This is a genomic window from Dietzia sp. B19, assembly GCF_014145155.1.
Taxonomy (GTDB): Bacteria; Actinomycetota; Actinomycetes; order Mycobacteriales; family Mycobacteriaceae; genus Dietzia; species Dietzia natronolimnaea.
Genome location: NZ_JAALED010000343.1, coordinates 1 through 2,293, shown reverse-complemented (window position 1 = coordinate 2,293; position 2,293 = coordinate 1). Strand labels below are relative to the sequence as shown.

Below are 2,293 nucleotides of genomic sequence, written 5' to 3'. Positions count from 1 at the left end.
CTGAGCCACTCGACGATCCGGTGCCCTTCGACGATTCGGTGCCGCTCGACTTCTCCCGCGTGCGTGCGCGCCACTCGACGATGGCGTCCGCGATGAGGTCGCCGAGGACCTCCGACACGTGCGCGGGCTCCTCCAACATCACCATGTGCCCCGCTCCGGGGACCACCACGAACTCGGCGTCCGGCAGCGCCTCGGCGATGTCCACCGAGCGGTCGAGGGGGGTGAGCAGGTCGCGGTCCCCGCACAACACCGTGGTGCGCACGTCGCGGAGCACGGGCACGGCCGCGGACTCGTCGTGCTGGGTGAGGGTCTCGAAGAAGTTCGCGATCGTCAGGACGTCCGTCGAGGCGATGAGCTTGTCCACGAACCTGGCGACGGTCGGGCTCATCTTGGCCGGGTCGCCGAACGAGCCGCCGTAGATGAACGGCGAGATGATCGCCCCGAGGGCCCTGCGGCTGCTGGTGAACACCGCGGGCGTGCGGCCGGCGAGGCCCACGAATCTGCTGACGGCCCTGCTGTCGAGCACGGCACCCAGGCCCGACTCCGACAGTTCCGCCATCGCCGTGGCGACCAGCCCCACGCCGAGCACGCGCTCGCGGACCGCGTCCTCGTGGCGGACGGCGTAGCCGAGGACCGTCATGCCCCCCATGGAGTGGCCGATCGCCACGATCGGGCCGGTCGGCGCCGTGGCGGAGATCACCGAGTTGAGGTCGGACGCCAGCTGGGCGATGGTCGAGTTGTCGCGCGAGCTCTTGCCGCTGAGTCCGTGACCGCGCTGATCGTAGAAGACCAGGCGGACCTCGGAGCCGAATCGGTCCTGGAGGTGCCGGCGCTGGAAGTGCCAGGAGTCCATCGACAGCGTGTACCCGTGGGCGAACACCACGGTCATCGGCGCGTCGGTCGGGCCGGCCTCCCGCACCGCGAGCGGGACACCGTCCGAGGCGGCGACCATCGAACCCCGGTCGACCCCGAGCTCCCACATGTCCTCGCCGGCCCACGGGTCACTTGCCCGGCGTCCCGGGAGGAGCGTGCCCACGGATCCGATCGTCGCGGCGCCGAGGGCGCTCAGACCCGCGGCGAGACCGCCCGGGGCCCGGATCTGCTCCTCGACGGACTCGGCGTCCCCGGTCTCCCCGCCCACCAGTTCGGGTGACCGGACCTCGACGGGATCCCCCGCAGCGGACCGGGAAGGGCGCCGGGGCCACCGGAGCCGGGGCATCGACCTCCGGCGCCCGGGCGAGTCGTCTTCTCCACTCATAGCGAACCCTCCCTCTGCCCGCCGCTGGCGTGGCGGGCCCCGAGAACGTGCTGGCGCACCGCTCGGCCTCGGACGGCTGTGACGACCTCGTAGTGGATGGTCCCGAGGGTGCGGGCCCACTCGGCGGCGGTGGGGCCCCCGTCGGAGCCGGTACCGAACAGGACGGCGGTGTCCCCCGCGCGGACCGAGTCGCCCGGGTCCGGTCCCAGGTCGACGACGAACTGGTCCATGCAGACGCGGCCGACGTTCGGGTACCGGCGTCCGTGGATCGACACGTCGAGCCTGCCCGAGAGCAGTCGCCACACCCCGTCGGCGTACCCCGCCGCCACGAGGGCCACCGTGGTGTCCCGCGGGGCGTGCCACGTGTGCCCGTAGCTCACCCCCTGACCGGCGGCGATGCGCTTGACCATCAGGACCTCGGCGGAGAACGTCATGGCCGGGACCAGCTCCGCCTCGAGACCGTCGACCGGGTTGAGCCCGTAGAGGGCGATCCCGGGGCGGACCATCTCGAAGCCGTCGTCCGGGCGGGTCAGGGTGGCCGCGGAGTTGGCGTGGTGGTTGACCGGGCACCGCACCCCGCGGGCGCGGGCCTGCGCCACGCACGCGTGCAGACGGTCGACCTGCTGGTCGATCACCGGGTTGCCCGGATCGTCGGCGTGCGCGAAGTGCGCCATCAGCCCGGTCACCTCGATGAGGCCCTCGTCGGAGGCGGCGACCAGCCGGTCGAGCAGGGAGGGCCACTCGTCGAGGGTGATGCCGGAGCGGGCGAGCCCGGTGTCGATCTTGGGGGTCACCCTGGCGCGGCGGCCGGTACGCCGGGCGGCGTCGAGAACGGTGTCGAGGTGGCCCGGGCTCGGGACCGCCAGGTCCACATCCGCCTCGAGCGCCACGCCGACGTCGTCACCCACCCCGAACAACCAGGCCAGGATCTCGGCGTCGATGCCCGCGTCACGCAGCTGCACTGCCTCGGCGATCGTCGTGACGCCCAGCGCGTCCGCCCCACCGCGCAGCGCCGCGAGCGAGACCGGCACGGCG

At 72.9% G+C, this 2,293-nt stretch carries 2 protein-coding genes; both read right to left on the bottom strand.

Going from position 1 to position 2,293, the window contains the following annotated elements:
- Positions 1 to 1,258 (bottom strand): alpha/beta hydrolase (locus G6020_RS10330; protein WP_241732657.1); only part of this gene is annotated, 1,258 nt, incomplete at its 3' end.
- Positions 1,255 to 2,293, bottom strand: a 1,039-nt coding sequence (gene alr, locus G6020_RS10325; RefSeq protein WP_182610560.1) for an alanine racemase, incomplete at its 5' end; no start/stop codon positions are given. The genes alr and G6020_RS10330, both read right to left, overlap by 4 nt.